This is a genomic window from Saccharothrix sp. NBAS 001, from assembly GCF_056640475.1.
Genome location: NZ_CM153251.1, coordinates 825,111 through 846,902, shown reverse-complemented (window position 1 = coordinate 846,902; position 21,792 = coordinate 825,111). Strand labels below are relative to the sequence as shown.

At 73.0% G+C, this 21,792-nt stretch carries 23 protein-coding genes and 2 pseudogenes; 12 read left to right on the top strand and 13 right to left on the bottom strand.

Going from position 1 to position 21,792, the window contains the following annotated elements:
• Nucleotides 1-9 precede the first annotated feature (9 nt).
• Nucleotides 10-381: a hypothetical protein gene (locus AC0HI0_RS03765; RefSeq protein ID WP_480930831.1), complete on the bottom strand. Its 372-nt coding sequence runs from the start codon at nt 379-381 to the stop codon at nt 10-12.
• 19 nt (nt 382-400) lie between these two features.
• Entirely contained in the window at nt 401-1,885 is a 1,485-nt protein-coding gene (locus AC0HI0_RS03760) for a helix-turn-helix domain-containing protein (protein WP_480930830.1), read from the bottom strand.
• 160 nt (nt 1,886-2,045) lie between these two features.
• Here AC0HI0_RS03760 and uraH point away from each other — a divergent pair, with 160 nt between their 5' ends.
• The 9 genes from uraH (at nt 2,046) to AC0HI0_RS03715 (ending at nt 10,681) form a co-directional block, all read left to right on the top strand.
• Nucleotides 2,046-2,342 (top strand): hydroxyisourate hydrolase, encoded by a 297-nt coding sequence (gene uraH / locus AC0HI0_RS03755; protein ID WP_480930829.1) that lies wholly within the window; start codon nt 2,046-2,048, stop codon nt 2,340-2,342.
• Complete coding sequence (locus AC0HI0_RS03750) at nt 2,342-3,214, top strand: FAD binding domain-containing protein (RefSeq protein WP_480930828.1); 873 nt, start codon at nt 2,342-2,344, stop codon at nt 3,212-3,214. The genes uraH and AC0HI0_RS03750 overlap by 1 nt, the downstream gene beginning before the upstream one ends.
• Before the next feature lie 4 nt (nt 3,215-3,218).
• Complete coding sequence (locus tag AC0HI0_RS03745) at nt 3,219-3,686, top strand: (2Fe-2S)-binding protein (protein ID WP_480930827.1); 468 nt, start codon at nt 3,219-3,221, stop codon at nt 3,684-3,686.
• Nucleotides 3,683-5,041 carry an 8-oxoguanine deaminase gene (locus AC0HI0_RS03740; protein ID WP_480930826.1) on the top strand — a complete coding sequence of 453 codons (1,359 nt, stop codon included), beginning with the start codon at nt 3,683-3,685 and terminating at the stop codon, nt 5,039-5,041. Before AC0HI0_RS03745 ends, AC0HI0_RS03740 begins: the two co-directional genes overlap by 4 nt.
• Nucleotides 5,038-7,257, top strand: coding sequence for a xanthine dehydrogenase family protein molybdopterin-binding subunit (locus tag AC0HI0_RS03735; RefSeq protein WP_480930825.1), 2,220 nt, complete (start codon nt 5,038-5,040; stop codon nt 7,255-7,257). Before AC0HI0_RS03740 ends, AC0HI0_RS03735 begins: the two co-directional genes overlap by 4 nt.
• Before the next feature lie 41 nt (nt 7,258-7,298).
• Entirely contained in the window at nt 7,299-7,781 is a 483-nt protein-coding gene (locus tag AC0HI0_RS03730) for a nucleoside deaminase (RefSeq protein WP_480930824.1), read from the top strand.
• 124 nt (nt 7,782-7,905) lie between these two features.
• Nucleotides 7,906-9,330, top strand: coding sequence for an NCS2 family permease (locus tag AC0HI0_RS03725; protein ID WP_480930823.1), 1,425 nt, complete (start codon nt 7,906-7,908; stop codon nt 9,328-9,330).
• Between the two features lie 9 nt (nt 9,331-9,339).
• Nucleotides 9,340-10,398, top strand: coding sequence for an XdhC family protein (locus AC0HI0_RS03720; protein WP_480930822.1), 1,059 nt, complete (start codon nt 9,340-9,342; stop codon nt 10,396-10,398).
• A complete protein-coding gene (locus AC0HI0_RS03715) occupies nt 10,307-10,681 on the top strand; it encodes an allophanate hydrolase-related protein (RefSeq protein ID WP_480930821.1) in 375 nt (124 codons plus the stop codon). The genes AC0HI0_RS03720 and AC0HI0_RS03715 overlap by 92 nt, the downstream gene beginning before the upstream one ends.
• A gap of 6 nt (nt 10,682-10,687) precedes the next feature.
• Here AC0HI0_RS03715 and AC0HI0_RS03710 read toward each other — a convergent pair whose 3' ends face one another.
• The 5 genes from AC0HI0_RS03710 to AC0HI0_RS03690 are packed head-to-tail and all read right to left on the bottom strand — an operon-like array spanning nt 10,688 to nt 14,975.
• Nucleotides 10,688-11,497: a hypothetical protein gene (locus tag AC0HI0_RS03710; protein ID WP_480930820.1), complete on the bottom strand. Its 810-nt coding sequence runs from the start codon at nt 11,495-11,497 to the stop codon at nt 10,688-10,690.
• Between the two features lie 15 nt (nt 11,498-11,512).
• Entirely contained in the window at nt 11,513-12,133 is a 621-nt protein-coding gene (locus tag AC0HI0_RS03705) for a response regulator (protein ID WP_480930819.1), read from the bottom strand.
• On the bottom strand, nt 12,130-13,329 hold the full coding sequence (locus tag AC0HI0_RS03700; RefSeq protein ID WP_480930818.1) for a sensor histidine kinase: 1,200 nt from the start codon (nt 13,327-13,329) through the stop codon (nt 12,130-12,132). The genes AC0HI0_RS03705 and AC0HI0_RS03700 overlap by 4 nt, the downstream gene beginning before the upstream one ends.
• Before the next feature lie 9 nt (nt 13,330-13,338).
• Nucleotides 13,339-14,064: an ABC transporter permease gene (locus AC0HI0_RS03695; RefSeq protein ID WP_480930817.1), complete on the bottom strand. Its 726-nt coding sequence runs from the start codon at nt 14,062-14,064 to the stop codon at nt 13,339-13,341.
• Between the two features lie 2 nt (nt 14,065-14,066).
• Complete coding sequence (locus AC0HI0_RS03690; protein ID WP_480930816.1) at nt 14,067-14,975, bottom strand: ABC transporter ATP-binding protein; 909 nt, start codon at nt 14,973-14,975, stop codon at nt 14,067-14,069.
• 148 nt (nt 14,976-15,123) lie between these two features.
• Here AC0HI0_RS03690 and AC0HI0_RS03685 point away from each other — a divergent pair, with 148 nt between their 5' ends.
• Nucleotides 15,124-16,017: a class I SAM-dependent methyltransferase gene (locus tag AC0HI0_RS03685; protein ID WP_480930815.1), complete on the top strand. Its 894-nt coding sequence runs from the start codon at nt 15,124-15,126 to the stop codon at nt 16,015-16,017.
• A 219-nt stretch (nt 16,018-16,236) separates the two neighbouring features.
• On the opposite strand, the pseudogene AC0HI0_RS03680 reads toward AC0HI0_RS03685, so the two are convergent.
• Both AC0HI0_RS03680 and AC0HI0_RS03675 read right to left on the bottom strand, forming a co-directional pair.
• Nucleotides 16,237-16,427 (bottom strand): annotated as a pseudogene (locus AC0HI0_RS03680) (IS982 family transposase); the annotation flags it as partial.
• A 47-nt stretch (nt 16,428-16,474) separates the two neighbouring features.
• Nucleotides 16,475-17,062: a TetR/AcrR family transcriptional regulator gene (locus AC0HI0_RS03675; protein WP_480930814.1), complete on the bottom strand. Its 588-nt coding sequence runs from the start codon at nt 17,060-17,062 to the stop codon at nt 16,475-16,477.
• Nucleotides 17,063-17,143: 81 nt separating this feature from the next.
• Here AC0HI0_RS03675 and AC0HI0_RS03670 point away from each other — a divergent pair, with 81 nt between their 5' ends.
• The gene (locus AC0HI0_RS03670) at nt 17,144-17,461 is read left to right on the top strand and encodes an antibiotic biosynthesis monooxygenase family protein (protein ID WP_480930813.1); all 318 of its coding nucleotides are present in this window, start codon (nt 17,144-17,146) and stop codon (nt 17,459-17,461) included.
• 36 nt (nt 17,462-17,497) lie between these two features.
• Here AC0HI0_RS03670 and AC0HI0_RS03665 read toward each other — a convergent pair whose 3' ends face one another.
• Nucleotides 17,498-18,148, bottom strand: coding sequence for a DUF305 domain-containing protein (locus tag AC0HI0_RS03665; RefSeq protein ID WP_480930812.1), 651 nt, complete (start codon nt 18,146-18,148; stop codon nt 17,498-17,500).
• Nucleotides 18,149-18,363: 215 nt separating this feature from the next.
• On the opposite strand from AC0HI0_RS03665, the gene AC0HI0_RS03660 reads away from it, so the two are divergent.
• Nucleotides 18,364-19,767 (top strand): LVIVD repeat-containing protein, encoded by a 1,404-nt coding sequence (locus AC0HI0_RS03660; protein WP_480930811.1) that lies wholly within the window; start codon nt 18,364-18,366, stop codon nt 19,765-19,767.
• A 76-nt stretch (nt 19,768-19,843) separates the two neighbouring features.
• Here the strand turns inward: AC0HI0_RS03660 and AC0HI0_RS03655 are convergent, their stop codons facing one another.
• From AC0HI0_RS03655 to AC0HI0_RS03645, 3 genes and pseudogenes are all read right to left on the bottom strand, one after another.
• The gene (locus tag AC0HI0_RS03655; protein ID WP_480930810.1) at nt 19,844-20,230 is read right to left on the bottom strand and encodes a VOC family protein; all 387 of its coding nucleotides are present in this window, start codon (nt 20,228-20,230) and stop codon (nt 19,844-19,846) included.
• Nucleotides 20,230-21,390, bottom strand: coding sequence for a low temperature requirement protein A (locus AC0HI0_RS03650; RefSeq protein ID WP_480930809.1), 1,161 nt, complete (start codon nt 21,388-21,390; stop codon nt 20,230-20,232). The genes AC0HI0_RS03655 and AC0HI0_RS03650 overlap by 1 nt, the downstream gene beginning before the upstream one ends.
• A gap of 217 nt (nt 21,391-21,607) precedes the next feature.
• Nucleotides 21,608-21,718 (bottom strand): annotated as a pseudogene (locus AC0HI0_RS03645) (IS5/IS1182 family transposase); the annotation flags it as partial.
• Nucleotides 21,719-21,792: the final 74 nt, after the last annotated feature.

Here is a 21,792-nt window from a genome sequence, read left to right as displayed (position 1 = left end):
TCGGCGGGGTCAGGGGATCACCACACCGGCTTCCCGCAACGACTCCTCGACCCGCAGCCGCTCGATCTCGCGGTCGACGCCCTCCGGGACGACGTCCAGGCGGTGCGCCACCCCGACCGCCGCGCACGCCTGCGCCAGCAGGACGTCGTACGCCTGCCGCACCCCTGCGCGGCGGGCGTGCGGCGTGCCCGGCGCGAGGTGCGCCGGCGCGGCCCGCACCCGTCTCAGGTCGGCGGCCAGCCGTTCGATCGGAGGTCCTTGCGGCACAACCGGTTCGCGGCGCAGCAGGCCGACCACCCGGGGGATGCGCAGCGCAGCCCAGCAGAGCGCGGACGGCGCGAGCGCGACGGCCGCGAACAGCGCGAGGTCGACCAGCGGCACGGAGGCCACGGTCCCGGTATCACCCCGCCTGCAAGGCCAGGTACAGGTCGACGCGGGCGGTGAAGTCCGCCAGGTCGACGCCCAGCAGGTCCTCCACCCGGCCCATCCGGTAGCGCAGCGTGTTGACGTGCACGTGCAGCCGGGCGGCACCGGCGGTCCAGGAGCCGGAGCAGTCCAGGAACACCCGCAGCGTGCCGACCAGGTCGGTGCCGTGCTCGGCGTCGTAGTCCAGCACCGCCCCGAGCACGCGCCGCCGCAACGACCCGCGCAGCTCCTCCGGCACCCCGGCGAGCAGCAGCTGGTGCAGCGCGATCTCCTCCCCCGCCACCACGCGGGTGCGCCCGACCCGCCGCTCGCCCAGCCGGCGCGCGTGCGCGGCCTCCTCGGCCGCGCCGCGCAGGCCCGCCGCGACGACCGGGGACGAGATGCCCACCAGCACCCGCGTGCTGCCCAGGCCCGGTTCGACGGTCCGCAGCGCGGTCCGCACCGGTTCGGCCCAGCTCTCCGTCGAGGGCGCGACCGCGTACACCTCGCCGTCGACCACGCCGACCAGCGCGTGCGGCGCGACCGGGGCCAGCACCTCGGCGACCAGCGCGGCCAGCGCGTCGACCCGGCCGTCCGACGCGGACGCGACGAGCACCCGCAGCGCGGCGCCGGCGTCCCAGCCGACGGCGGCGGTCCGGGCGGTCAGGTCGCCGGACCCGCTGAGCACCTCGCGCAGCAGCGGTCCGGCCGCGCGGTTCTCGATCCGCCTGCCCTGCACCACCCGCGCCCGTTCGACGCCGACCAGGCTGGCCAGCTCGGCGGCGACCTCGTCGTGCGCCCGGTCGCCGTCGACGGCCAGGATCCACGTCGCCGGCCGGGACCCGCCGCGCTCGGCCACCGGCAGCAGGGTCGTGCGGCGGGCCACCTTGGGCAGCCGATCGGCCTGGAGGAACTCGCGGACCAGCGCGGCGGCGTCGGGCGGCTCGGGCCCGGCGACGACGTGGCCGGTGGTGGCCAGCACCCGGCAGGCCGCGCCCAGCTCGGCCGCGCCGGCGGCGAGGAGTTCGTCCAGCCCGCCGCCGTCGGCGATCACGGTCAGCAGCCGGCGGTGCCGGCCGAGCTGCGCGCCCGCGTCGCCGACTCGCTCGGCGGCCAGCTCCAGCACGACCCGCTCGGTGATGAGCGCGAACGACAGGTCGACCGGCACCTCCAGCAACGGGATCCGGTGCTCGCGGCACGCCCGCACCAGCGCGTCCGGCAGCTTGCCGACGACCGGCGCGCTGGCCGCCAGCCCGGCCGCGCCGCCCTCCGCGAGCGCCGCCGCGAACGTCTCGCAGTCGGCCGCGGTGCGGTACCAGAGCAGCCCCGACACGACCAGCTCACCGCCCGACAGGTACCGCGCCGGGTTGGGCAGCTCGGTGCCGTAGAGCCTGGTCACGGGCCGGTCCAGCCACTGCTCGCCGACGGCGAGGCGCAGCCGCAACTCGGGCATCCGCAACAGGCTGCGGACCAGCAGCACGCGTGCCTCCCCACGTCGTCCGGGCGATCAACCTTCGTCCGATCGTGTTTGTAGGAAAGCACAAATCCACTCGCCGTAGGAGCCTGGGATTCATGCGCCGCCGCCGTAGCCGAGCGGCCGACCCGATCTGTGTACTGGCTCACACACCGAGGGAGGACGAGTGACCATCAGCACCCACGTGCTCGACGCGGCCCGCGGCCGGCCCGCCACCGGGCTGCGGGTCCGCCTGGAACACGACGGCGCGACCGTCGCGGAGGGCGTCACCGGGCCGGACGGCCGGATCGCCGGTTGGCCGTCGGCCGCCGCCGGGGTCTACCGGCTGGTGTTCGACACCGGGGAGGTGGCCCCGTTCTTCCCGGAGGTGGTGCTGACCTTCCGGGTCGCCGAGCCCGGCGAGCACCACCACGTGCCGCTGCTGCTGTCCCCGTTCGCGTACTCCACCTACCGAGGTAGCTGATGGACTTCCTTCGACCCGACACCCTCGCCGAGGCGCTGGCGCTCAAGGCCGAGCGGCCGGCGGCCGTGCCGATCGCGGGCGGCACGGACGTGATGGTGGAGCTGAACTTCGACCACCGCCGCCCCGACGCGCTGCTGGACCTCACCCGGATCGGCGAGCTGCGCGAGTGGTCGGTGTCCGACGGCGTGGTGCGCGTCGGCTCCGGGGTGCCCTACGCCCGGCTCATCGCCGAACTCGGCGACCGCCTGCCGGGGCTGGCGATGGCCTCGCGCACGGTCGGCTCGCCGCAGATCCGCAACCGGGGCACGGTCGGCGGCAACCTCGGCGCGGCCTCCCCCGCCGGCGACACCCACCCGGTGCTGCTGACCTCCGACGCCGTGGTCGAGGCGGTGTCCGCGCGCGGCACGCGGATGATCCCGGCCACCGACTTCTACCTGGGCGTGAAGCGCAACGCGCTGGCCCCCGACGAGCTGATCGCGGCCGTCCACCTGCCCGAGACCGGTGCCCCGCAGCAGTTCTCCAAGGTGGGCACGCGCAACGCGATGGTGATCGCGGTGTGCTCCTTCGCGGTCGCCCTGCACCCCGGCGAGGGCCGGGTCCGGGCGGCCGTGGGCAGTGCCGCGCCGACCCCGCGCCGGGCCGCCGAGGCCGAGGAGTTCCTCTCCGGCGAGCTGACCTCGACCAACCAGTGGGAATCGCCGAAACCGCTGCTCGATTCGGTCAAGCAGCGGTTCGGGGAGCTGGCGGCGCGGGCCGCGAGCCCGATCGACGACGTGCGCGGGTCGGCCGCGTACCGCAAGCACGCCCTGGCCGTGCTGGCCCGCCGCACGCTGGGCTGGGCGTGGCAGGACTACACCGGGAAGGTCGCCTGAAGCCATGCGCGTGAACGTGACGGTCAACGGGGAGCAGCGCCGGGCGGACGACGTCTGGGAGGGCGAGAGCCTGCTGTTCGTGCTGCGCGAGCGGCTCGGCCTGCCCGGCTCCAAGAACGCCTGCGAGCAGGGCGAGTGCGGCTCCTGCACGGTCTACCTCGACGGCGTGCCGGTGTGCTCCTGCCTGGTCGCGGCCGGTCAGGCGCAGGACCGCGAGGTGCGCACGGTCGAGGGTCTCGCGCAGGGCGCGGAGCTGGACCCGGTGCAGGAGGCGTTCGTCGAGGCGGGCGCGGTGCAGTGCGGGTTCTGCACGCCCGGCCTGGTGGTCGCGGCGCACGACCTCGTCGAGCGGGTGCCGAGGCCCTCCGACCCGGAGATCCGGGAGGCGCTGGCCGGGAACCTGTGCCGCTGCACCGGTTACGAGAAGATCCTGGACGCGGTGCGGCTCGCCGCGCGGAAGGCGCAGCGGTGACCCCCACCGTGCTGGACGGCGTCGCGGTGTCCGCGATGGACTCCGCCGGCACCGAGTTCGCCTTCGGGCACGTGGTGTTCGAGCACGGCCGGATCACCGCCGTCGGCCCCGGCCAGGCCCCGCGCCCGACCGGTCCGCACACCTGGGTCGACGGCACCGGCTGCCTGGTCACCCCCGGCCTGGTGAACACCCACCACCACCTCTACCAGTGGGCCACCCGGGGCCTCGCCCAGGACGCGGGCCTGTTCGAGTGGCTGACCACGCTGTACCCGGTGTGGCGCGGCCTGGACGCGGAGACCACGCACGCCGCCGCGTCGGCGGGCCTGGCGCGCCTGGCCACCACCGGCTGCACGACCGCCGCCGACCACCACTACGTGTTCCCGCGCGTCGGCGGCGACCAGTTCGAGGCGCTGGTGGGCGCGGGCCGCCGGATCGGCCTGCGGCTGCACGCCGTGCGCGGCTCGATGGACCGGGGCCGCGCGCACGGCGGGCTGCCGCCGGACAACCTGGTCGAGGACACCGAAACCGCGCTGGTCTCCACCGAGAAGGCGATCGAGGAGCACCACGACCCCGCGCCGGACTCGGTGCTGCGGGTCGCCGTCGGGCCGTGCTCGCCGTTCTCGGTCAGCCCCGAACTCATGGCGGGCGCCGCGGAACTGGCCCGCCGCAAGGGAGTCCGGCTGCACACCCACCTCGCCGAGACGCTGGACGAGCAGGAGCGGTGCCAGGCCGAGTACGGCTGCTCGCCGACCGACTACGCCGAGCGCACCGGCTGGCTCGGCCCGGACGTCTGGCTCGCGCACACCGTGCACCTGGACCGGGACGCGGTGCGCAAGCTCGGCGCGACCGGCACCGGGTCGGCGCACTGCCCCACGTCCAACGGCCGGCTGGGTACCGGCACGGCCCCGGTCCGCGACCTGCTGGACGCGGGCGCGCCGGTCGGGCTGGGTGTGGACGGCGCGGCGTCCAACGAGTCCGGCGGCCTGGTCGAGGAGCTGCGCCAGGCGCTGCTGCAGGCCCGGCAGCGCGGCGGGCCGGGTGCGATGGACGTCCGGCGCGCGCTGTGGCTGGGCACCATGGGCGGCGCGCGCTGCCTGGGCCGGGAGGCCGAGATCGGCTCGGTCGAGCCGGGCAAGCTCGCCGACCTGGCCGTGTGGCGGCTCGACGGCGTGGCGCACGCCGGGATCGACGACCCGGTGGCCGCGCTCGTGCTCGGGCCGACGCCGGAGCTGAGGCTGCTGCTGGTCGGCGGCCGGACCGTGGTGGAGGACGGCGAGCTGCGCACCGCGGCGGACGCCGAGCTGGCCCGTGACCTGCGTGCCGCGAGCACCCGATTGAAGGAGGCGGCCCGATGAGCCTGACCCCGGCCGAACTCACGTCCTCGGTGTCCGGCGGCGTCGGCACCAGCCCGCAGCGCCCGGACGGCAACCTCAAGGTGCGCGGCGAGTACGCCTACGCCTCGGACCTGTGGCACGAGGACATGATCTGGGGCGCGACCCTGCGCAGCCCGCACCCGCACGCGCGGATCCTCTCCGTCGACCTGACCGAGGCGTTGCGGGTGCCCGGCGTGTACGCGGTGCTGACCCACCAGGACGTGCCGGGGCGCAACCTGTACGGGCTGGAGCACAAGGACCAGCCGGTGCTGGCCGTGGACGTCGTGCGCTACCAGGGGGAACCGGTCGCGCTGGTCGGCGCGGACCACCCGGAGACGGCGCTGCGCGCGATGAAGCGGATCAAGGTCGAGTACGAGGTGCTGGCACCGGTCGTGGACATGGAGACCGCGCTGGAGGACACCCCGCTGCACCCCGGCGGGAACCTGGTGCGGCACGTGCCGATCCGGCGCGGCGACACCTCCGCGCCGGCCGAGGTCGTGATCACCGGCCGGTACGAGGTCGGGATGCAGGACCAGGCGTTCCTCGGGCCCGAGTCGGGGTTGGCGGTGCCCGCCGAGGACGGCGGCGTCGACCTCTACATCGCCACCCAGTGGCTGCACGTGGACCAGGGGCAGGTGGCCTCCGCGCTGGGCATGCCGGTCGAGAAGGTGCGGCTGACGCTCTCCGGCGTCGGCGGCGCGTTCGGCGGGCGCGAAGACCTGTCGATGCAGGTGCACGCGTGCCTGCTGGCGCTGCACACCGGCAAGCCGACGAAGATGGTCTACAACCGGGAAGAGTCGTTCTACGGGCACGTGCACCGGCACCCGGCGGTGCTGTACTACGAGCACGGCGCGGACCGCACCGGGAAACTGGTGTACGTCAAGGCGAAGATCTACCTCGACGGCGGCGCGTACGCCTCCAGCACGCCCGCCGTCGTCGCGAACGCGGCCACGCTCGGCGTCGGCCCGTACGAGGTGCCCAACGTCTCGGTCGACGCCTGGGGCGTGTACACGAACAACCCGCCGTGCGGTGCGATGCGCGGTTTCGGGGCGGTACAAGCGGGTTTCGCCTACGAGTCCCAAATGGACAGACTGGCCGAGGAGCTGGGCATGGACCCGGTGGACGTGCGGGTCGTGAACGCGATGGCCGAGGGTTCGGTGCTGCCCACCGGGCAGGTGGTCGACTCCGCCGCGCCGGTCGCGCAGTTGCTGAAGCTGGTGCGGGACAAGCCCCTGCCGCCCCGGTCGACCGTGCTGGACCTGCGGGACATGCCCGGTGGCGTCTCCAACACCACGCACGGCGAAGGGGTGGTGCGCGGGGTCGGCTACGCCGTGGGGATCAAGAACATCTGCTTCTCCGAGGGCTACGACGACTACTCGACGGCCCGCGTGCGGCTCCAGGTCATCAACGGCGAGCCCGCCGCGCTCGCGCACACCGCGGCGTGCGAGGTGGGCCAGGGCCTGGTGACGATCATGCAGCAGATCGTGCGCACCGAGCTGGGCGTGGAGCGGGTGACGATCCTGCCCATGGACACCAGCATCGGCAACGGCGGCTCCACGTCGGCCTCCCGCCAGACCTACGTGACCGGTGGCGCGGTGCAGGCCGCGTGCGCGGCGGTGCGGGACAAGCTCGTGGCGCTGGCGGGCGGGCGCGACCTCGCGGACCTGGCGGCGGTGCTCGGCGACGCGGTGATCGACGAGACCGTGGAGTGGCGGCACCGGGCCACCGAACCGATCGACCCGGAGACCGGGCAGGGCAACGCGCACGTCCAGTACGGGTTCGCCGCGCACCGCGCGGTGGTCGACGTGGACGTCGAGCTGGGCCTGGTCAAGGTGGTCGGGCTGGACTGCGCGCAGGACGTCGGCAAGGCGCTCAACCCGCAGGCCGTGCTGGGCCAGATCCAGGGCGGCTCGGCGCAGGGCCTCGGCCTGGCCGTGATGGAGGAGATCCAGACCGCCGGCGGCAAGGTGCGCAACCCGTCGTTCACCGACTACCTGATCCCGACCGTGCTGGACATGCCGCCGATGAGCATCGACGTGCTCGAACTGGCCGACCCGCACGCCCCGTACGGTGTGCGCGGCGTCGGCGAGCCGCCCACCATCTCGTCCACCCCGGCGATCGTGGCGGCCATCCGCGCCGCCACCGGCCTCGCCCTGACCCGCGTGCCGGTCCGGCCCGAGCACATCACCGGCACCTGACCGGCTCCGCCGGAGGAGCAGACCCTGAGGAGCAGACCCCCATGACCACGTCCGTGACCCCCGACCACGCCTGGCTGCGCGAGTCGATCGAGCTGGCCACCCGCAACGTCGCCGCCGGCGGCGGCCCGTTCGGCGCGGTGGTCGTGCGGGCCGGCCAGGTGATCGCCACCGGCACCAACCAGGTCACCTCGACGCTGGACCCGACCGCGCACGCCGAGGTGGTCGCGATCCGCGCGGCCTGCCGGGCGCTCGGCGACTTCAAGCTGACCGGGTGCGTGCTGGTGTCGTCCTGCGAGCCGTGCCCGCTGTGCCTGTCCGCCGCGCTGTGGGCGCGGGTGGACCGGGTCGTCTACGCCGCCGACCGGCACGACGCCGCGGCGGCCGGGTTCGACGACCGCGAGTTCTACGAGCTGTTCGGCAAGCCGCGCGACCAGTGGAACCTGGCCGTGCACCGGATCTCCACCGGTGAGGACAACGCGCCGTTCACGGCGTGGCTGTCCCGGACCGACCGCGTCGACTACTAGCCGCGCGGACGGTCGGCGGCCCACCGGCCGCCGGGTGCCGACCCGGGCACGACGACGACCCGCGTTCGGCGGGCCGGGCCCGCCCGCCCCGCCGAACGCGCCCACCGGCCTGGGAAAGGACGTCATGACCCGCACCAGGGACGACCTCCCCACCCGCGGCGCGCCTCTCGACCGGTTCTTCCGCATCAGCCGACGCGGCAGCACCGTGGGCCGGGAAGTGCGCGGCGGCATCACCACCTTCGTCGCGATGTCCTACATCGTGCTGCTCAACCCGCTGATCCTGGGCGCGTCGGCGGACATCACCGGCGCGCGGCTGACCACCGAGCAGGTCACCACGGCCACCGCGCTCGCGGCGGGCGTGATGACCGTCCTGATGGGCCTGGTCGGCAACGCGCCGCTGGCGCTGGCCGCCGGGCTGGGCGTGAACGGCGTGGTGGCGTTCCAACTGGCCCCGGCGATGACGTGGGCGCAGGCGTTCGGCCTGGTGGTGCTGGAGGGCCTGTGCATCGTGGTGATGGCCGTCTCCGGGGTGCGGGAGCGGATCATCAACTCGATCCCCGCGCCGCTCAAGACCGCCATCACGGTCGGCATCGGCCTCTACATCGCGCTGGTCGGGCTGGTCAGCGCCGGGTTCGTGACCCGCACGCCGGACGCGGCGCACTCGACCGTGCCGGTGCGGATGGGCGTGGACGGGCACCTGTCGGGCTGGCCGATCGTGGTGTTCTGCGTGGGCCTGCTGCTGATGATCGTGCTGGTGTCGCGCGGGGTCCCGGGCGCGGTGCTGGTCAGCATCGCGGTCGCGGCGGTGCTCGCGGTGTCGGTGAACGCGGCGTTCCACGTCGAGGGCTGGGGCCTGGTCACGCCCGACGTGCCGGACCGGATCGTGGCCGCGCCGGATTTCGGCCTGTTCGGCTCGGTGGACCTGCTCGGCGGGTTCGCCTCGGCCGGGGTGATCACCGCGACGGTGTTCCTGTTCACCCTGGTGCTGTCCGGTTTCTTCGACGCCATGGGCACCATCACGTCGGTGGCCGACGAGGCCGGGCTGACCCGGGACGGCAAGGTCGAGGGCATGGGCCGGATCCTGCTGGTGGACGGCGCGGGCGCGATCGCGGGCGGGATCACCGGCTCCTCGCCCAACACCGTGTTCCTGGAGTCCGCGGCCGGTGTCGGCGAGGGCGCGCGGACCGGTCTGGCCAGCGTCGTCACGGGTCTGCTGCTGTCGGCGACGCTGTTGTTCACGCCGCTGGCGGCGGTCGTGCCGGCGCAGGCCGCCGCGCCCGCGCTGGTCGTGATCGGCGGGCTGATGATGGCGCAGTGCCGCCGGATCCCCTGGCAGGACGCGGACTACACGATCCCGGTCTTCCTCACGGTGGCGGTGATCCCGTTCACCTACTCGATCACCAACGGGATCGGCGCGGGGCTGGTGTCCTACGTGCTGATCAGGATCTGCAAGGGCCAGTGGCGGTCGGTGGGTTGGCTGATGACGGTGATCGCGGGGCTGTTCGTCCTCTACTTCGGGGTCGAGGGCATCACCGCGGTCCTGCGCTAGGGAGGTTCGGTGCGCGAACTGGTGTCCGCCGTGGCGGACTGGAGCGGGCCGTACGCGGTGGCGTCGGTCGTGGCGGTGCGGGGCAGCGCGCCCCGCGAGGTCGGTGCGGCGCTGGCCGTGCACCCGGACGGCCGGGTGGTCGGCAGCGTGTCCGGCGGGTGCGTCGAGGGCGCGGTGTACGAGTCGGCGCTGGCCGTGCTGGCGGACGGGCGGCCGAGGCTGGAGCGCTACGGGTACTCGGCGGAGGACGCGTTCGCGGTCGGGTTGACGTGCGGCGGCGAGCTGGAGGTGTTCGTCCAGGTCGTGACGCCGGAGATCCGGGAGGCGCTGCGGGCCGCCGGGCAGGGCCGTCCGGTGGTGCTGCGCCGGGACCTGGTCAGCGGGGCGTGCTCGGTCTCCCTGCCGGAGCGGGCGGTTTCCCATACGTCCGTTGAGGACGGTGTGTTCGTGGAGTCGTGGGGCTGCGCGCCGCGCCTGCTGGTGTTCGGCGCGATCGACTTCGCGGCGGCGTTGGCGCAGCAGGGGAAGTTCCTCGGCTACCACGTGACGGTGTGCGACGCACGCCCGGTTTTCGCCACGCCGGAACGGTTCCCGGCCGCCGACGAGGTGGTGGTGGACTGGCCGCACCGGTACCTGGCGGCGACCCGCACCGACCCCGCCACGGCGGTGTGCGTGCTGACCCACGACCCGAAGTTCGACATCCCGCTGCTGACCGAGGCGCTGCGCCGGCCGTTGGGCTTCGTCGGCGCGCTGGGTTCGCGGCGCACCCACGTGGAGCGGTTGGCGCGGCTGCGCGAGGAAGGCTTGTCGGAACGGGAGATCGCCCGCCTGCGGTCGCCGATCGGCCTCGACCTCGGCGCGCGCACGCCCGAGGAGACCGCCGTGTCCATCGTCGCCGAGCTGATCGCGTCCCGGCGCGGCGGCGCCGGCCTGCCGCTGTCGGCCACCGACACCCCGATCCACAAGGAGGAACCCCGTGGCGCTGATCTTCCTCAACGGCGGCGGGATGCGTGGCGGCCCGTTGCACCACCAGCTCCAGGGCACGCCCCTGCTGTGTGTGGCGCGTAGCGCACCGAAGTACCGCTACTTCTCGGTGGGCGACCGGTTCCCGGCGATGCACCCGTCCGGTGCCGGGAGCGTCGTGGGCGAGCTGTACGACCTGCCGCTGACCGTGCTGCGCGACCACCTGCTGCCCGCCGAGCCGCCGGAACTGGAGATCGGGGTGGTGGAGCTGGCCGACGGGAGCGCGGCGCTGGCCACCGTGCTGCGCGACGCGTGCCTGGGCAGCCCGGAACTGGCCGACATCACCTCGTTCGGCGACTGGCGGGCGTACCTGCGCGGACGTGCGTGACCGCGCTCAGGTGACCGCGCCGAGCCCTTCCTCGATCAGGGTCTGCGCGGCTTTGCGGCCCACGCGCAGGAAGGGCGCGGCGCGGGACACGTCGCGGTCGTTGAACTCGTAGATGTGCCGGGCCGCGCGGGCGCGGGCGGCGCGCAGGTCGGCGACCACGGTGGTGCGCACCAGGTCGGACACGGCCAGGGCGGTCTCGGCGGTGGCGACCCCGGTGGGCAGGTCGGCGATCGCGCCGGTCAGCGCCGCCACGGCGTCCCGCACGTGCCGGGCCGCGCGCACCAGGTCGGTGGCGTCGTCCTCGTCGTGCTCCGCGCCCGCCCCGTAGACGTGGCGCACGGCTTCGGCGGCGGTCAGCTCCGTCCACACCGGCTCGGTGCCGGCGCGCTCGGCGACGTAGGCGTCCTCGGCGGTCAACCAGAGCGATTCCACCACCTCACCGCGCCGCGCCTCGCGCACGACCCGCCGCGCCGTGCCCGGGTCGAACCACCACGCCCGGGTCCACGGCTGCCCGCCCGTCACGAACACGGCGTCGCCGTCCGGGCCGGGGAAGGTCTCGCCCAGGTCGTCCGGGATGCCGTAGTGCGACCGACCCGGTTCCTCCGGGACGCACAACGCCCGCGCCACCTCGCGGTCCACCTCGTCGGGCAGGTCCGCACCGGTCAGCGCGACGGGGTACGCGGACTCGCCGGACCACTCCCCGACCGCCCAGCCGCGCGCGGTCAGCCGGATGCCGGTCCGCTCGGTCGGCGCGCCCTGCCGCACGGCCTCGTGCAGCGACAGCACCAGATCAGGGTCGATGATGGACTCGATCACGGCGCACAGGGTACGTCACACACCGCCCAGCAGACCGCGTTCGTACGCCACCGCCACCGCCGACGCCCGGTCCTTGACGCCGAGCTTCGCGTAGACGTGCACCAGGTGGGTCTTCACCGTCGCCTCGCTGATGAACAGCCGCACCGCCGCCTCGCGGTTCGTGCAGCCGCGCGCGATCAGGCCGAGCACCTCGACCTCCCGCTCGCTCAACGGTTCCGCGGCCGGGGTGCGCACCTGCCCGACCAGTTTCGTGGCCACCGACGGCGACAGCACCGCCTCGCCGCGCGCCGCCGAGCGCACGGCCCGGAACAGCTCGTCGCGCGGCGTGTCCTTGAGCAGGTAGCCGGTCGCGCCGGCCTTGATCGCGGGCAGCACGTCGCTGTCGGTGTCGTAGGTGGTCAGCACCAGCACCCGCGCCGGGAAGTCGCGCAGCCGGCCGATCGCGGTCACCCCGTCCACGCCCGGCATCCGCAGGTCCATCAGCACGACGTCCGGGTTCTTGGCGCGCACCACGGCTTCGGCCTCCGCGCCGTCGGCCGCCTCGCCCACCACGTCCACGTCGCCCGCCGCCGCGAGCATGCCGCGCAGCCCGTCGCGGACCACCGGGTGGTCGTCCACGATCACCACGCGGATCACCGGGCCACCTCCGCCGGGATCGCGGGCACGGACGCCGAGACCGCCGTGCCCGCGCCGGGCTCGGACTCGACCTCCAGCGCCCCGGCCAGCCGGGCCACCCGCTGCCGCATGCCGACCAGGCCGTAGCCCTCGGTCTCCGCACCGGGGTCGAACCCCGCGCCGTCGTCGCGCACGTCCAGCGTCACCACGTCCTCCATGTAGGACAACGTGAGCCCCACCCGCGAGGCGGACGCGTGTTTGGCCACATTGGACAGTGCTTCCTGCGCGGTGCGCAACAGCGCCACCTCCACCTCGGGGTGCAGCGGGCGGGCCGCACCGGTCGTCGCCACCGACGCGGGCACGCCGGTCTGGTCCGTCCAGCCCGTCGCGACCTCGGTCAGCGCGTCCGGCAGGTTGGCGTCCTCCAGCGCGGGCGGGCGCAGCGCGTGCACCGAGCGGCGGGCCTCGGCCAGGTTCTCCCGGGCCAGCCGCAGCGCGGTGTCGACCCGCCGCGACGGCTCGTCCACCGCCTGGAGCTGGGTGATGATGCCGGTGAGGCCCTGGGCGAGCGTGTCGTGGATCTCCCCCGCCAGCCGCTGCCGCTCGTCCAGCACGCCCGCTTCCCGCGCCTGGATCAGCAGTTGGGCGTGCAGGCCGGCGTTCTCCTCCATCATCGCGGCCATCTCGGTGACCATCTCCTTGCGCCGCCGGGACTGCTCCGAGGTGATGAAGCCGAGCAGGGTGAACGTCATCGCGACGGTGACGACGAAGAACGTGATCACGACGTAGGTCAGGATCGCCAGCGGCTCGGCCGACGGGAAGCCGCCGTAGAGCGAGGCGGACGCGATCAGCGCGTTGAACAGCACCCCGACGAACTTCAGCCGGCCGTGCAGGCAGTCGATCGCGTACACGTACCCGGCGAAGGAGTAGAACCCGAAGATCGGGTCGTCCAGGCCCAGCACCGCGTAGAAGACCAAGATGCCCGCGAAGAACACGATCATCAGCCCGGACCGGGTCCGCCAGCCGGGGTGCAGCGTGTGCCACCACAGCATCCAGGCGAACGCCCCCGCCACGATCGACAGCGTGACCACGCGCTGCCCGGGCGGGTCGGGCACCAGGATCAGGTACATCAGGGTGGGCAGCACCAGCGCGAAGAACGGGATGAGGTTGGCGAGCACGCCCAGGCGCCGCTCCCACACGTCGAGCCGGTCTGCCACCTTGCCCACCTACTCCCAGCGGAACGATTTCGCCGCGACGGTACCCGCCACGAGCGTGATCAGGGCGAGGATGCCCAGGTGCACGGCGCTGGGCGCGGTGCCCAGCCAGGCGTCCTGCAACGCGCCCACGCCCGGCGGCAGGTGCTCGCCGATGCGGACCAGGAAGTCCGGCATCAGGAAGCGCGGCAGGTAGGCCCCGCCGAAGAACATGACCAGCATGAACACCACGGTCGCCCAGCCGCCGGCGGCGCCCGCGGTGGGCGCCCAGGCGGCGACCAGCAGGCCGAGCGCGGACAGCGACAGCATCCCGAGCAGGCACGCGGCCAGGAAGCCGAGCGGGCTGTGCGGCAGGTCGATGTCGAACACCGCCTTGCACACCACCAGCAGCAGCCCGATCGACAGCACGCCCGCGATGACGTTCACCGCGACCTGCGCGACCAGCAGGCGTCCGGGGTGGACCGGGGTGGTGGAGAACCGGCGCAGCACGCCCTTCTCCCGGTAGGCGGCGACGGCGGTGGGCAGCCGGTTCAGGCCCAGGAACGCGAGCGCGATCACGACGAGCGTGGACACGTAGGCGTCGATGAACCGGAGGTCGTCGAACTTCGGGTCGGGGGTGCGCAGCGCCGGGATCGCGCCCAGCACGAGCAGCAGCACGGTCGGGAAGAAGACCGCGAACACCACCATGGCCGGCTCGCGCAGGAACAGCTTCCACTCGGTCGAGATGATCTTCTGCACGGTCACTCCGAAAGGGCTTTGCCGGTGAGTCGGATGAAGGCGTCGTCCAGGCCGGCCTGCTCGATCCGCAGGTCGGCGGCGACGATCTGGTTGCGCGCCAGGACGGAGGTGACCGCGTGCACCAGGTTCCCGGTGCCGGTCACCACGATCTGCGGGCCGTGCCGCTCGACCGAGGAGACCTCCGGCAGCACGTCGAGCAGCGCCGTGTCCAGCGGCGTGGCCGGCCGGAACCGCACGGTCTGCTCCCCGCCCAGCCGGGCCACCAGCCCGGCCGGGCTGTCCACCGCGACCAGCCGGCCCGCGTCGATCAGGGCGAGCCGGTCGCACAGCCGCTCGGCTTCTTCCATGAAGTGGGTGACCAGGACGACGGTCACCCCGGACTCGCGCACCCGCTCGACCAGGCTCCAGGTGTCCCGCCGGGCCTGCGGGTCGAGCCCGGTGGTCAACTCGTCGAGCACCGCGATCCGGGGCCGCCCCACTAGGGCGAGCGCGATGGACACCCGCTGCTTCTGCCCGCCCGACAGCTTCCGGTACTGGGTGTCCGCCCGGTCGGCGATGCCGAGCAGCGCGAGCAGTTCGCGCCAGTCGGCGGGATCGCGGTAGAACGAGGCGTACAGGTCCAGCGCCTCGCCCACCCGGATCCGGTCCGGCAGCTCGCTCTGCTGCAACTGCGCCCCCAGCACCTGCTTGACCTCCGCCCGGTCCCGCCGGGGGTCGAACCCGCCGACCCGGATCGTCCCGGAATCCGCCGCGCGCAACCCCTCGACGCACTCGACGGTCGTCGTCTTGCCCGCCCCGTTCGGGCCGAGGATGCCGAAGATCTCCCCCTCGTCGACGGTGAACGACACACCGTCCACCGCGACCTTCTCGTCGTAGGTCTTGACGAGGTCGACCACCTCGATGATTGCCATGCACCGAGGTTCGCCGGAACTCCCGGCCGGCGGATCACGCGGCGGGCCAGATCTCGGATCAACCGATCGGTTGACCGCCGCTCAACCACCGGTCCCCGCCCCGATAAGTCGGTGGCCCGCTCGCGGGCGCGTCGTTAGCCTGCGTCGGGTGATCTACGAGGACCCCCGGGCATATCTGCTCGGACTTGAGGGCATCGCGTTGATGCGCGCGTTCACCGGGGAGTTCGACCGCGACTTCGTGGAGGCCCGGATCGCGGAGGTCCGCCGGGTGCTGGCCGACGAGGCGTTGGCGGACGCGGCCGTGGAGGTGGACCGGGTCGGCACGGTCGCGGGCTACCGGCTGTGGTCGGCGACCTACGACGGGCCGAACTCGGCGTTCGACGTCGACGGGCCCCTGGTCCGGGAGATCGTGGACGCGCTGCCCGCCGGGGTCGCCCTGGACGCCGCGTGCGGGACCGGCCGCCACGCCGAGCACCTGGCCGGGCGCGGCCACCGGGTCATCGGCGTGGACTCCTCGCCCGAGATGCTCGCGCGGGCGCGCGTCCGGGTGCCGCAGGGCGAGTTCCTGGTGGGCGACCTGCACCGGCTCCCGGTGGCCGACGCCGAGGTCGACCTGGTGGTGTGCGCCCTGGCGCTGACCCACGTCCCGGCGCTCACGCCGGTGCTGGCGGAGTTCGCCAGGGTCCTGCGGCCGGGCGGACACCTGGTGATCGCCGACATGCACCCCGAGCGGGTGGCGCAGGGCGCGAACCCGCCGGTGCGCGACGCCGCCGGCCGACCCGGGCGGCTGATCGCCCACCGTCACCTGATCGGGGACTACCTGCGGGCCGCCCTGCCGGTGGGCCTGCACGTGCGCCGCTGCGAGGAACCCCCGGTGCCGACCGGCGCACGCCCCGAGGACGGGACCGACCCGTTCGGGGACCCGGGGCCGTGGGAGCTGTGGCCGTGGAGCCTGGCGGCGATGGTGCCCGAGGCGACCCGGGCCGCCGCCGCGGGGCCGGCTCTGGTCGTCTGGCACTTCCAGCTGGGCGAAACCGGATGACGCGGCCGGTCCGGTGAGGGGCTGGACGAGTAGTGCGTATGTGGGTCGGTGGTCGTAGGCGGTCAGGGATCGGGTGACGGGTTGGCCGGTGGCGCGGTTGTGCCGGACGGCGGCCCAGGTTCAACCGGCCTGTCAGCCGACTCGGTCGACGGACGGACTTGGGCAGTGGTTCGCCGGGATGCGGGGTCCGGTTGCGGCAGGCCGTGCCGGTCGGCGAGCGTCGGTGTCGGCGGCCGACCAGCGCACGACCTGCTCGACCAAGGGGGCAACGCCGCGCGGAGGCGGCGGTGGTGGCCGGACCGGCCGGGCGGGCACCGGAACGCGCCGGGCATCCGGACCGACAGGAACCCCGACCACCGGGCCTCGGAGGCGACCCCGAGCAGAGCCCGGGCCACCGCGAGGATGACCAGCACCCTCGTCCGTCTCCGGCTACCGCCGCGACTTGCGCATTACTCGTCTAGGCCGGGCCGCGCAGGCCGTACAGGGTCTGTTCCAGCAGCGCCCGCAGCACGTTCTCGCTCTGCTCCACGTCACCCGGCCGCACGGTGCGCGCCGCAGCCTCCACGGAGCCGTGCACGAGCAGCGCCCGCAGGCCCGGCTGGGCCACCCGGGCCTCCACCAGCACGCCCACCAGGGGTGCGAGCAGCTTCTCGTGCTCGGCCCGGATCTGCCGCCGGCTGGCTTCCGGCAGGGCGTGCGCGGACAGGGCCACGACCGCGCCGTGGCTGCCGTCGACGATGATCTCCAGCACGGTCCGCAGGTACGCCTCCAGCTTGGCGGGCACCCCGTCCACCGAGTGCACCGCCTCCGCCAGCCGACGGGCCTGATCAGGCAGTTCGTCGGTGACGATGGCCGCGACGAGTTCCTCGCGCGACCGGAAGTACTCGTAGAGCGACGGTCTGGACAGGCCGACCCGGCGGGCCAGCGCGGCCAGCGTCAGGCCGTCCGGACCCTCCTCCGCCACGATCGCGCGACCTGCGGCGAGCAGATCGCGCAGCCGGTTCGCGCGGTGCTGCGCGACGGTCTCGGCGCTGATCCTCGGCACCCGTCAGATAGTAGCCCCTTGCTTTCCCGACGCCGCGTTGGAATAGTTCCCTACGTAGCGTCGGGAACTTGGAGGTACCGCATGTTCGTCGCGACCAACCGCTTGTTCGTGCCCGAGGACCGGGCCGAGGAGTTCGAGGCGCACTTCCGCAACAACATGCGCACGTACCTGCCGGGCGTGCCCGGCCTGCGCCGCAGCACGCTGCTGCGCCCCACCCGCCCGGACCAGCCCTACGTCTCGGTGAACGAGTTCGACACCGAAGAGGACTTCACGGCGTGGGTCCGCTCCGACTCCTTCAAGGAAGCGCACAAGCGCAACGCGGGCATCGCCCGGCACGTCACCGGCAACGCCGTGGAGACGTTCCAGCCGACCGAGGACCTCGTGCTCATCGCTTCCTGACGGCTCGACGGCCTGACGGCTCGACGGCCCGGCGGCCTACGGGATCGAGATCGCCTTCATCCGGGCGATCTCGTCCGACTGGGACGCCACCACGTCGTTGGCCATCTCCTCGACCCGCACGTCCGAACCCGTGGACAACAGGTCGACCGCCATCTTCAACGCGCCTTCGTGGTGCGCGATCATCAATTGCAGGAACAGGCGGTCGAAGTCGTCGCCCGTCGCGGCTTTCAACGCCGCCATCTGCCCGTCGGTCGCCATGCCGGGCATGGACCCGTGGTCCACGTCCGGCAGCTTCCCGCTGTGGCCGTGCGCCGGCGCTTTCTCGGCGAACTGGCGCTGCCACTGCTCCATCGCGCCGATCTCCGGCCCCTGGGTGTCGTGAATGCGCGACGCGAGACCTTTCACCGTCTCATTTCGCGCCCGCTCCGGCGCGAGCGCCGACATGTCCAAAGCTTGTTTGTGGTGCACGATCATCCCGGCCACGTACTTCAGGTCGGCTTCGCCCGGAGCCACCCAGCGGTCCGTGCCGACGTCGCCCGGCGCCATCGTCGCAGCCTGCTCACCAGGGCCTTTGGGCACGATGACCGGCGGTGCCTCCTCCGCTTGCGGCGTGCACGCGGCCAGAAAGGCGATCACCACAGCGACGGACAAGATCCGCATACGAACCCCCTCGGCTCCGTGCGTCACCGTACCCGGATGTCCCACCTGCCGGAATAAGTACCTTACCGACGAATGGGGCTGGTGGTTAGCGTTGCGAACGGGCAATACTGCGATCCCTGCTACAGGTTTGGAAGGGGAGACCTGAAGTGACTGCACGCGATTCGGCACGACGGCGGAGAACCGCCGCGGCCCTGGGGGCGTTCGCACTGGCGCTCTCGACCCTGACGTGGGGACCGCAGGCGGTGGCGGAACCCGGGACGGACGCCGACCTGGCCGGGCTGTCGGAAGCCCAACTCGTCGCACAGGAACAGCCGGGCACGGGCATTCCCGGTGTCGACGAAATCCGCAACAGCCGCAACGTCAAGCACCTCGCGAACCTGCCGAAGCCGGCCCCGTTCACCGAGGCGTCGACGTGGTCGGACCTGGCTTTCCAGGACGGCTACGCGTTCGACGGGAACTACGACGGGTTCGTCGTCTACGACATCCGCAACCCGCACAAGCCCAAGATCGCGAGCACGGTGCTCTGCCCCGGCTCGCAGAACGACATCTCCGTCCGCGGCAACCTGCTGTTCCTGTCCACGGACTCGTCCCGCAGCGACAACTCCTGCTCCAGCACGCCGCTGCCGGCCACGAACAAGAACGCCTGGGAAGGCATCAAGATCTTCGACATCAGCGACAAGCGCAACCCGCGCTACGTCGCGGCCGTCGAGACCAAGTGCGGCTCCCACACCCACACGCTGGTGCCGGACAAGAAGGGCAAGGACGTCTACCTGTACGTGTCGTCCTACGCCCCGAACGCCACGTTCCCGGACTGCCAGCCGCCGCACGACCTGATCTCGATCGTCAAGGTGCCGCTGAAGAACCCGGCGGCGGCGTCGGTGCTCTCCGAGACCGTGTTGTTCCCGGACGGCGGCAACCCCGGCATCCCGGGCACCGTACCGACCGGCTACGTGACCGCGACCTCGGGCTGCCACGACATCACCGTGTACCCGTCCAAGGACCTCGCGGCGGGCGCGTGCATGGGTGACGGCGTCCTGTGGGACATCTCCGACCGGGAGAAGCCCCGCGAGATCAACCGCGTGCAGGACGACAAGAACTTCGCGTTCTGGCACTCGGCCACGTTCAACAACGCTGGCACCAAGGTCGTGTTCACCGACGAACTCGGTGGCGGCGGCGCGGCGACGTGCAACGAGACCATCGGCAAGACCCGCGGCGCGGACGGCATCTACGACATCACCGGTCGTGGCGACCAGCGCAAGCTGGAGTTCCGCTCGTACTACAAGATCTCCCGGGTGCAGGCCGACACCGAGAACTGCGTGGCGCACAACGGTTCGCTGATCCCCGTGCAGGGGCGCGACATCATGGTGCAGGCGTGGTACCAGGGCGGCATCTCGATCTGGGACTTCACCGACTCCCGCAACCCCAAGGAGATCGGCTGGTTCGAGCGCGGCCCGCTGCCCAACGGCAAGGGCGGCGGCGCGTGGTCGACGTACTACTACAACGGCTACATCTACTCGTCGGACATGGCGAAGGGCTTCGACGTGCTGGACCTGCGGGACCCGCGCGTCCTCACCGCCAAGTTCATCCGCGTGGACGAGTTGAACGTGCAGACCCAGGGCCACTACCGGGAACTGTTCCCGAGGTAGCCCGAAGGCGCATCGCGCGGTGAGCCGAGGGGCCCGCCCGGTGACGGGCGGGCCCCTTCGCACGTCACCGGGCGGATCAGCCCAATTCGGTGAACAAGGTCAGCTGCAACCCCGCCGGGGCCTCCAGGCGGGCGTTGAGCGAGTTCCACGGTGTGCGGGTCGGCTCGGCGACCACGCTCGCGCCCGCCGCCTCCAGCTCACGGGTCGTCGCCGCCGAGTCCGCCACCTCGAACGCCACCCGGATGTGGCCCGCGACCCGGCGGCCCACCTCGACCTCGTCGATGTACTCGGCGTGCGGCGGGTCGGTGATCTCCAGCGTGGCGCGGCCCGCCTCCAGGATCGTCACCCGGCCGCCGGGCGAGGTGAACGCCGCCCGCTCCGGCAGGCCCAGCACGTCCCGGTAGAAGCGCAGCGCCTCGTCGTAGTCCGCCGCGGTGACGACCAGGCGCAGTTCGTGGACCATCAGGAATCTCCTCGGTGTGCGGTGTCGCGCCCCGCCGCGACCGTCACCGCCACCAGCGCCGCCAGCACCAGCGCGACCACGTGGACCGGCGCCGGCGCGAACGACGCGAGCAGCACCAGCACGGCCGCCGCCGGGAACGCCCAGGTGACCAATCCTCGCCGACGCGGGTACACCTGGAGGAACCAGACCACCAGCAGGAACACCGCGACCGGGACCGTCGTCGCCATCCCGGCGGCGGACGCGGGCAGGTGCGCGACGTTCAGGTCGTGGTCGACCGCCACGGCCAGCCCCGCGCCGACCGCCGCGACCGAGGCGAACACCAGGTAGTGCCCGTAGCCCCAGGTCAGCGAGACCCGCATGGACCTGAGCAGGTCGGGCGCCGGGTGCTCGAAGTACAGCCACCACAGCGAGAACACGATCACCAGCCCGGCCAGGGCCAGCGAGATCAGCGCGCCCGACGAGTGCCCGCTGTCCAGCGCGGAGGAGATCGCGCCGGTCGCCGCCAGGATCGACTCGCCCAGCACGATCAGCGTGAACAGCCCGTACCGCTCGGCGATGTGGTGCGGGTGCCACGTCGTGCGCGCGACCCGCTCCGCCCACGCCGGCACCGCCAGCTCGGCCACCACCATCACCAGGAACCCGACCCAGAACAGCTCGTCCGGCAACCACAGCCGGGCCACCCAGCCGACCTGCACGACGGCGATGCCCAGCGCGTACCGCCGGGCGGCGGCGCGGCGCTCCACGTCGGAGCGCGCCGCCCGCAGCCACTGCACGACCATGGCCAGCCGCATGATCACGTACCCGACCGTGATCACCGTGAAATCGGCTCGGTCGAAGGCTCGCGGCACCCCGGCGGCGACCACCAGCACGCCCGCGACCTGCACCAACGTCGTCAGCCGGTAGGGCACGTCGTCGGTGTCGTAGGCGGATGCGAACCAGGTGAAGTTCAGCCACGCCCACCAGATCGCGAAGAACACGGTCAGGTAGCCGGTGATGCCGTGGCCGATGTGGTCCTCGGTCAGCGCGTGGTGCAGGTTCGCCGCGGCCGACGCGACCGCGACCACGAAGCTCAGGTCGAACAACAGCTCCAGCGGGGTGGCGACCCGGTGCTCCTCGTCGGACCGCCGGGCCGTCATCGGCCGGTACCACGCCCTCGTCATGGGTGGATCATGCCCAGCCCCGCCACCGCCCGCACGCGCAACCCCCACGCCGCGCCCGACCCCTCTCAGCCGGCCGTCGCGCGCCACCCGACGTTCCGCGCCACCCAGCGCCCGTCCCGGCGGCCCACGCCAGTCCTGGCGGCCCGCATCGGCCCGCAAGTGATCTCGGACCTGCTCCTCATCAGCCGCCGGCACAGGGCCGCTCTCCGGTCAGGGCGAGGTTGGCGAAGGTGTGCTCGACTCGGGCGCGGACTTCGCGGTGGGAGGTGTTGCGGGCTTCCTTCCAGGCCGGCAGCCCGGTCTGGCCGGGTTCTCGGCGGTGCGGGATGAAGATCGTCTCAGTCGTGGGCGGCCCGGCCTCCCGCACGGGTCCGGACTCGCGGGCGCCGGATCTGCCGGCCG

Bases quoted from the DNA above. Each gene is read 5' to 3' on its own strand.
- AC0HI0_RS03750 (WP_480930828.1), top strand. From the start codon at position 2,342: ATGGACTTCCTTCGACCCGACACCCTCGCCGAGGCGCTGGCGCTCAAG.
- AC0HI0_RS03745 (WP_480930827.1), top strand. From the start codon at position 3,219: ATGCGCGTGAACGTGACGGTCAACGGGGAGCAGCGCCGGGCGGACGAC.
- AC0HI0_RS03735 (WP_480930825.1), top strand. From the start codon at position 5,038: ATGAGCCTGACCCCGGCCGAACTCACGTCCTCGGTGTCCGGCGGCGTC.
- AC0HI0_RS03730 (WP_480930824.1), top strand. From the start codon at position 7,299: ATGACCACGTCCGTGACCCCCGACCACGCCTGGCTGCGCGAGTCGATC.
- AC0HI0_RS03725 (WP_480930823.1), top strand. From the start codon at position 7,906: ATGACCCGCACCAGGGACGACCTCCCCACCCGCGGCGCGCCTCTCGAC.
- AC0HI0_RS03690 (WP_480930816.1), bottom strand. From the start codon at position 14,975: ATGGCAATCATCGAGGTGGTCGACCTCGTCAAGACCTACGACGAGAAG.
- AC0HI0_RS03670 (WP_480930813.1), top strand. From the start codon at position 17,144: ATGTTCGTCGCGACCAACCGCTTGTTCGTGCCCGAGGACCGGGCCGAG.
- AC0HI0_RS03655 (WP_480930810.1), bottom strand. From the start codon at position 20,230: ATGGTCCACGAACTGCGCCTGGTCGTCACCGCGGCGGACTACGACGAG.
- AC0HI0_RS03650 (WP_480930809.1), bottom strand. From the start codon at position 21,390: ATGACGAGGGCGTGGTACCGGCCGATGACGGCCCGGCGGTCCGACGAG.